Source organism: Thermoanaerobacter uzonensis DSM 18761 (genome assembly GCF_900129115.1).
Taxonomy (GTDB): domain Bacteria; phylum Bacillota; class Thermoanaerobacteria; order Thermoanaerobacterales; family Thermoanaerobacteraceae; genus Thermoanaerobacter; species Thermoanaerobacter uzonensis.
Genome location: NZ_FQUR01000032.1, coordinates 1 through 8,078, shown reverse-complemented (window position 1 = coordinate 8,078; position 8,078 = coordinate 1). Strand labels below are relative to the sequence as shown.

The following is an 8,078-nucleotide window of genomic DNA, read 5'->3' as shown; positions in this document are numbered from 1 at the left end:
TACTACCCATTTTTCTTTCCTTCTCTTGTCTTCTTTTATTATCTTATCTAACTCTTCAATAATTGCTTCTATTGCCTCTCTACCTAGTTTGTCCGTCAGTTCCTTTATCCTTGCTGCAAGCTCTGTAATATTCATTCCTTTGTTTAATAAATCGTCAAAAATGTCTACCACTTCTCTAGTGAAATTTAGAGCATTTTGTAGTATAATATCCTCAAAGATATGTTTTTTCACAAGAGACACCCCTTTCTGTGTTGTTTTGTTTTCCATAATCTATTTTATCACAGGGGTTGTCTCTTGTTTTTTTTCACTTAAAAAATCCTACGATAATTTTACACTATCACATATCTTTTAAAGAAAGTATCACCAGTGTTTTCTTCCCTATAATTATCAAAAATTGAGGTCCCCACCATTGTTATTACTTTCCTCATAATCTCTTAACCTCCCCCATAATAGATAGCCCAAAACCTTCTTCTGCTTTTTCGTCTGAGATATTTTTAAAGTGAAAAGTCTCTTTTACCTTTTCTTTATCAACCTCATTCAAAATTTTAAAATAATATACACTGCCCGCAGGAACGGCTTTTTTTAAAGGCTTAGATTCTCCTTCTGCCATATCCCAGCCGCCAATCGTGATATATTTTCCAATTGCACAAGTTAAAAGTTTTACCCTTATCCCCTTAAATTCTCCTTCCAAAGTTTTTTCATCTATCCAATCAGGCAACCAGCCCTTTTTAAAAATTGCAGGCGTGGCTAAGTAAATCTTAAATATATCAGTTTCTAAAGTAAGAGCTAAATTTTCTAAATCTTCAAAAGAATTTTTTACCATCTTCTCAAAAGCAACTGCCTTTCTTTCACCTCCCAACTGTAAGACCCCTTCATCATCAAACTCTTCTATGCCCTCAATTTTTATTACCATGCCAGTATCTTCCATAAGTCTCACCATAGAAAATCTGTATAAATGCCCTTCTTCCGATGTCCCTTTAGCTTTATTAATACTTATCCCTACTTTATCTTCTATTTTGTAAAATATCTCATCTTTTTCGACACCAAACTCTTGTTTTTCCCCTTTTAAATAATCCTCAAAATTAAGCTCCTCCATCCATCCTGCAGCATCATCTATATTTTCCTCCCTTTTCCACAAAAGCCCATAATCAAAGGGGAAATCACTCACAAGCAACGATGGCTTCTCTGTGAAATCAAGTAAAAATACTTTTCCATCTTCATCTTTTAATTTGACCAAATCATATGGCATTTTAAAAACAAGCTTGTCTTCTTTCATCAAAAAAGGTCCTTTTATTGTGAATTTAGCAGGTTCGCCGGGAACGCCTAAAATATCTCTAAACTTACCTTCTATAAAATCTCGCAAACTACCCATTTTAAAAATCAGATAGCTTCTTATAGCACCGTAAACAGTTGAAGGATATGGCGGAAAAACAAAATCCGTCCATGTATCTTCTCCTTTTGTAAAAGGTCTAGAATTCCTGAAAAATAATGTATCAAAAGGTTTTAGTTTAATAAGCATCACTTCACACCCTTTCCTACAAAGGCAGAAATGGAAATCAAATTCAAAAAATTATCTATATCCCCACCATAACTTTCAAAAACTTCTATAAAAGAATTAACTACTCTTTCCACTTTTTCTTTCTTCTCTTTATCATCTTTTTCACCTATAGACCTCCTAATAACTCTTTTAATTTCTTCCCTCGCAAGGTCAAAAGGAACTAGATTATCCGTATCCTTTAACTGCTTAAATTCCTCTTTTAAAACATATATAACCTTATCTGAGACAGATATTTCATCATTCCCTGAAAAAACGATAGATAATTCTTTTAATTTTTCTAGTATATCGCCCCTGTTTACCCTCCACTTACTTACAGCTATTCTTTCTTCTCCCGAGCGCTTTAAGAGAGAAATGGCAAAACTATCCTTACCATTATGCTCTTTTGCTTTCTTTTCTACAGCCCTTAATTTCCCCAATACTTTCTGGAGAGGATCTTTGTAATGGGCTATTAGCACCCCACAAGAGGCCGTTGCTTTTTCTCCCAGTGTAAAGACATCCTCACTATTATACCTCACAAAACCACTTGTATTTTCCCAATCTACTTCTATTTCATCATTTTCAACTCTTACATTTCCAGAAAAAGATGCTCTCAATTTCCTCATAACATCAAACAACTCTTCCACATTTACAAATGCCAAAATATCATCTCCGCCTGCATAAACTACTTTTCCTAAATGCTCCTCTTCAACTATTTTCTTTACAAATTTTATACTATAGTTCTTAAGTGCTTGGGAAATAAGGAAATGAGAGATAGGAGAAAGGATGCCATTTTTTAAGCTCATCTCAAACTCTTTTCTTATCTCTTTGTTTATCTCTATTTTTTCATATTTTATGGCGTGCATCATATGAGGAAGGAAATGCCCCGATAACCACTTACCCATATTATCCCCATCAAATAAAATAATCCCATAATAAGGATTAGGTTCACCTACTTCCTGTAACCCTGTAAGCTCCTTCAACCTCCGCTTCAAAATTTCTACTTCTCTATCATTCACCTTTACTCCTAATTCTTCTTCAAAATTCTTTACAGTTAAATTCTCTTCAAAGAGCCACTCACCTTCAATATTGAAAAGATTGTCAGTAAAATATTTCTCCAAATTTTTCAGAGGCTTAACCAGAACCGTTTTAAATACTCTCTCTTCCTTAATAACTTCTTTTAATTTGTCTAAATACGCTTCATATATCCTCTTGCCTTTCTCTGAATTTAGCATTCTCTTCTTAAAACTCAAAGCAGCTATCTCGGCAGTAGATGGAAAAGTGTAATCCTTAAATATTTCACTTATTTCTTTACTTAGATATTTGTCAATGGCTCTTTTTGTAAAACATCTGATACAAATGTTCTCTTTTTTTGATATGTATTCCCCTACCTCTAAACCCCCAACCCCAGCTTTAATGACCCCTTCCTTCACTCCACAAACCTTACATTTATATCCATATTCCTCTGTTTGTTCAAATTCCCTCACATTTTTTCTTACTCCCATCGCCCTTTCCAGAGCTGAGTAAGCAAAGTGATAAAGCAAACTTTTGACATTTTTTTCTCCATATTTTTTTACTTCTTCATCAATCAAGCTTTTTTCAAAAAACTCATAAAAATCTTCTATATAAATTTCTTTTCCATCTTTTTTTAAAGGTATTGCCACCCAATAAATTTCAGGAAAATCTTTTGTCTGATTAGTTACTAATTCTTGGAAGTTTGTCTTGCCTTTTGAAGAATACAAATTATCTATCAAGCTAAACTCGTGTAAAATCTTTTTAACAATATTATTCCATTCATTTTTTATTTTTCTCTTTATACCTTCTGCTAACTCAGCAATGTTTTTTTCTTCGATTTCCGGAATTAAAGCTACAAATCTATTAGGAATAGTAGGTAAATCGATATTAAAGACAGCTCCATCTTTGCTTCCATAAACTTTTAAATTATGCCACTCTAAAAAAGGCTGATTCTCCAAATCCGGATAAATCACATTACTAACACCATATTTTTCTATTATTTCTTCTAAGCCGATAAAAGTAAGATATGATAATAAGAAGCTCCCAGCGTACAAATCTTGTGTTTTTCTCGCCTGCGAAATAAATTGTTGAACAGGTCCTATTGTAAACAGAAAAAGAGATGACATACCAAAACCTTCTGAAATATTTTCATACATTAGAAACTCACCTCTTATGTAAACTTTAATCACTACGTATCTTCTCGCTGTATCTTTTTTTGTATTGCTAAATAAAATTTTTCTAGCTCGATAATATATTTTTCTTTTATCCTATTAAATACCTCTCTCGATTCCTCAAGGGTATACGTATGAACAAGTAAATTCCTGTCTTCTATTATCTGCATCCACGTCTCTATATCCTCAATAAGGTCGTTATTAAAAGCCTCTTTAAAAGTATTACGAGGGTTTTTTACAATTACACCCACATCAGCAAGATACTCTTTCATTAACTTCCACGACAGTTCATAACAAATTTCAAATCTTTTAATAGTTCCATCTACGTCTAAATCATCTCTTGCCTTTTCTACAGCGTTTTTTAGATTTACAAAGGCTTTTTCAAAATCTTCAAAGAACTTCCTAACTTTTTCTCTCATAAAGCAATATCCCTTCTTTTAATATTTTCTCTCTCAAATCGCTGCCCACTTTATTTAAATTCACAATATCAAAAAGCCCAATTAAATCAATATTTTCTATGCTTTTATCCGTTTCTACAGCTATATCAATGTCAGATTTTTTACCAAAATCTCCTCTTGCCCTTGAACCATACAAGTAAATTTTTTCAGGTTCAACTCTACTCTTTATTTTGTCTAACACATCATTCAATGTCTCAGGCAAAGAAAGTACATACTCTTTATTTTGAACCTTTAGTTTTTCCCAAAATTTCTCAATAAGAGAGTAATCAGGCTTTTGTGTGGTTTTCCCAGATTTTAATATGGTTCCTTCAGGCAAAAACTCGCCTGCCAAACGTATGACTGCCCAATAATACTTATTTTCCACGTTAAGTATTTTAAATATTAAAGGAGACATTCTTCGGTCAAAAGCTTTTTCCACAGTATCAATTCTTTTTATACCTTTAACAGGCCTTTTTTTGTGAGAAACAGGTAATCCAAAAACGGCTCTTCCAAGTATTTTAGCTTCAGGTTCTTTTCTAAACTCACTAAATTTGTTTCCAATATCAGCAAGAGCTTTTTCCCACCTATCAAACGACTTATCACTTATAATAAAACGCGAGATGCTTAAATTACTATAACTAAAGGCAAAATCTCTTTTTTGGGATTCGTTAATAATTTTTTTTGCTTTTTTAAAATTCTCTATCAGCCATTCTGCTACCTCTCCGGAATTTCTACCCCTTGGTATAAATTCAATCTTCGGAATTAACCCCTCTATTTCTGTTGCCGTAATATTTCCTCCCCCTCTTCTTGACCGCCCACCAAATCCTCCTAAATAAATACCGCTCCACAAAGAAGCCAGCGCCTCTTTTAGATGTCTTTCTTTTTGCGCTTCCAAAACTATATGAAAAGTAAATCCTTCTTTTATATATTTCCCCTTATTTTCAGACAGCAAAGCAGAATAAAATAAATATTTTACACCAGCATCTTCATTTATTAATTCATTATTCTCTCTAATATATTCTTCCGGAGGTTGAGGAAAAACTTTTACTTTCACTGAACTTATTTTGTTCACATCTCCAAAAATTTCTGATTCTTCTTTTTTCAATGTTTGTACATCGTTACACGCTTTTATGGCTCTCCACCAAAAACGCATCATCCCTTTGATTTCCGAAGTTCTAAGCTCCGGTCTCTTTTTATCTATCCCATACATAAACATAGGAGTTACAACTTTACAAGTAAGTACAGTTTTTTTCATATTGGTAGACACCTTCCTAATTTACATTTTTTTACATTAATAAATTATATCAGGTAATATCTCAACCAGAGTCAGTAAGCACTACTATCACTGCAGCAAAATATTTCTATATCAATTATTTTCAATAACTGCAGAATAAACAATGGACTATATCCGCAGATTCTAATCTCATCAGTATATAAAAAATTGAAACTATAATAGTGTAACTAGGAATATTTCACTACTAAACTTAGACTTTACAAAAATATTTCGTAAGAGTCAAAAGAGTATCAATTATAGACACGGTACAGCAGAAATTTATCTCTCATTGCTTATATTTTCAATAATTTCTATCTCTCTTACAACTTTCTTACCTAAATCGGTTAGCACAAAGCTGCCTATTTCAATAAACTCGTTTGTGTCAAAATCCTCATTAGCTTCATTAATTTCATAACGCACCAAATCAAGATCTATCATTGCTTTAAATTGAAAATCTGTAAAACCGCTTTTATATAAGTCTTCATAAAAAGAACTATCATCTATCACCCAAGTATTTTCGAGAAATTTTAGTAAATTGTATAAAATTAAACTGTTTTTGAAGTTGCCAAATTTAAGTATTTCTTCTACTCCACCAATATCTTCATAACTAAGTGAGGAAGCGTCAATTAAATCTAATAATTCGCTTGCAATTACCATGATTCTTAAGCATATTCCCTTTGTGATTTTCCTCCCATCATGTGCACAATAATTTCTGTAATACGCAAATACACCAGAAAACATGCGTTCAGCCTCTTCCTGCAATTCATCCCCTAATGGAACCCTTAATTTCACAGGTACACTTTTCTTATGGTTCCCTTTATCCTCACTATTAGAAAATAATTCTTTTATTAGAAACCTTCCATATAATTTTTTACTATCAGCACCTGTAATCCCAGCTTTTTCTTTTAATGCTAATTCGACTTGCAACATCGCCTTATGTGATGCAGAATCATAATGCCCTTCTAAATATAATGGTAAGCAATGTTTTATAATTTTGGGACTCAATATTTCATTAAAATTTAAATTCATTATATCACTCCCTAATTTATAACTTTTATAGTCCCAGTTTTTTTAAATACATAGAACAGTAATTAACGTAATTAATTTTCCTGTTTCTATGTTCTCAATTTTATTTAAAACATGCTGTTGAATAAAAAATGTAGCTACATACATAATACCCAAAGAATGTTAAAATCTTTATATATACAACATCCATAATATAACTACCATCTCAGTTAGCGTTAACTTACAACCTTAGAAAAATAGTAGGAGGTATTTACTGAGTTCTCGTAATACTATGTCTCTAAATTTAAAGAAAAACAAACTTACAAATGGTTGCCCTTAACACTGTAAGGTCAGTTCCTGTTCTGCAATACTTTTTAACGTTTGCTATATAAACTATCAACTTTATTTTACCATTTATTCCTAAAATCCAGTATAAATATCTAAGAAAGTTCGATATATTGCATTTGTTAACTGAAAATGTACTCCAATTATTAACATTAATTCTAAATACAAACAGTGTTAAAATAAAATTCTCTTTGCCTTACATCCAAAAATTTGAGTTAAGCCTATATAATGCGTATAAAGGGATTGAGTCATTCCCGCCCTTTGGTTAGAAGAGAAATAGGAACGAATCCAAAAATCTAGCTAGATGTAATAAGAAATAGCTCAATACCAATATTACCATAAATTCTGAAATTTTGCATTATCTTTTTGTAAAAGGATGCAAAAGATGAAAAGCTATCTAAGTTGTTAGAATCTGTAATTAATCAAATTTTAACAGCTCAAACTTTTGAGCAAATTAAAGCTGAAACTTATGAAGGGACCGAAAAAAGGCAGGATTATCGTAATGGCTATTATTCAAGAAATTTAATTACCGAATTGGAACTCTCAACTTGAAAGTTCCAAGAGTCCGCAATGGCAAATTTAGCACCGACCTTTTTAACCGTTACCAGAAAAGTGAACGAGCATTTTTATTGGCACTAATGGAGATGGTGAAATTCAAGACTTTTGAGAGAAAAAAGTTTCCCTTTTATCCTAGTTGATGCTATGTATAAGAATAAGAGAAGAAGGACGTGTTCGTCAACGCAGTGTACTAATTGCTGTAGGTATAAATGACAATGGCTATAGAGAAGTATTAATCCTTATGATAGGAGACAGTGAATCAGAAAACAGTTGGAGTGAATTCTTTTCATGGCTGAAGCAAAGAGGGCTCCCTGAAGTTGATTTAGTAGTTTCCGATCATCATAGTGGACTTGTACAAGCAATTCATCGACACTCCAAGAAGTTACGTGACAAAGGTGCCAAACACATTTTATAAGGACAGGCAAAAGCCCAGCGTAGCGTATCCTTGACTGTCATTTCTCAAATTAATTTAGCCCAAAACCGATAAAATTTTTCAGATTAAATAATCTTGTGATAAAATTAATGCTAAAGGAATTAAAAAAAATTTTTTCAGATTCCTTTAGCATTAATTTTAATTGGAGAGGTTACTTATGCAAATAGTTTTCCATGTTGATAACATTGAAGAGTATTTACGAAAGGGTAAAGATTACAATTTCCCTGCCCCGCCAGATAGATGTCCTTATCCCGATTGCAAGTGTAGAGTAAAACTAAAAAAGCACGGGTTTTATTACCGTTACTAT

At 32.4% G+C, this 8,078-nt stretch carries 6 protein-coding genes and 2 pseudogenes; 2 read left to right on the top strand and 6 right to left on the bottom strand.

Going from position 1 to position 8,078, the window contains the following annotated elements:
- The 6 genes from BUB32_RS12460 to BUB32_RS12435 form a co-directional block, all read right to left on the bottom strand.
- A partial coding sequence (locus BUB32_RS12460) for a UPF0236 family transposase-like protein (protein WP_200773893.1) occupies positions 1-231 on the bottom strand: 231 nt, incomplete at its 3' end.
- 193 nt (positions 232-424) lie between these two features.
- Positions 425-1,519: a type III-B CRISPR module-associated protein Cmr3 gene (gene cmr3, locus BUB32_RS12455; RefSeq protein WP_072969634.1), complete on the bottom strand. Its 1,095-nt coding sequence runs from the start codon at positions 1,517-1,519 to the stop codon at positions 425-427.
- Positions 1,519-3,705 (bottom strand): type III-B CRISPR-associated protein Cas10/Cmr2, encoded by a 2,187-nt coding sequence (gene cas10 / locus BUB32_RS12450; protein ID WP_072969633.1) that lies wholly within the window; start codon positions 3,703-3,705, stop codon positions 1,519-1,521. Before cas10 ends, cmr3 begins: the two co-directional genes overlap by 1 nt.
- A gap of 32 nt (positions 3,706-3,737) precedes the next feature.
- The gene (locus BUB32_RS12445) at positions 3,738-4,139 is read right to left on the bottom strand and encodes an HI0074 family nucleotidyltransferase substrate-binding subunit (protein WP_072969632.1); all 402 of its coding nucleotides are present in this window, start codon (positions 4,137-4,139) and stop codon (positions 3,738-3,740) included.
- The gene (gene cmr1, locus BUB32_RS12440) at positions 4,123-5,412 is read right to left on the bottom strand and encodes a type III-B CRISPR module RAMP protein Cmr1 (protein WP_072969631.1); all 1,290 of its coding nucleotides are present in this window, start codon (positions 5,410-5,412) and stop codon (positions 4,123-4,125) included. The genes BUB32_RS12445 and cmr1 overlap by 17 nt, the downstream gene beginning before the upstream one ends.
- Before the next feature lie 297 nt (positions 5,413-5,709).
- Positions 5,710-6,459 carry a TIGR02391 family protein gene (locus BUB32_RS12435; RefSeq protein WP_072969630.1) on the bottom strand — a complete coding sequence of 250 codons (750 nt, stop codon included), beginning with the start codon at positions 6,457-6,459 and terminating at the stop codon, positions 5,710-5,712.
- Positions 6,460-7,096: 637 nt separating this feature from the next.
- On the opposite strand from BUB32_RS12435, the pseudogene BUB32_RS12585 reads away from it, so the two are divergent.
- Both BUB32_RS12585 and BUB32_RS13435 read left to right on the top strand, forming a co-directional pair.
- A pseudogene (locus tag BUB32_RS12585) lies at positions 7,097-7,755 on the top strand (transposase); the annotation flags it as partial.
- A 173-nt stretch (positions 7,756-7,928) separates the two neighbouring features.
- Positions 7,929-8,078 (top strand): annotated as a pseudogene (locus tag BUB32_RS13435) (DUF6431 domain-containing protein); the annotation flags it as partial.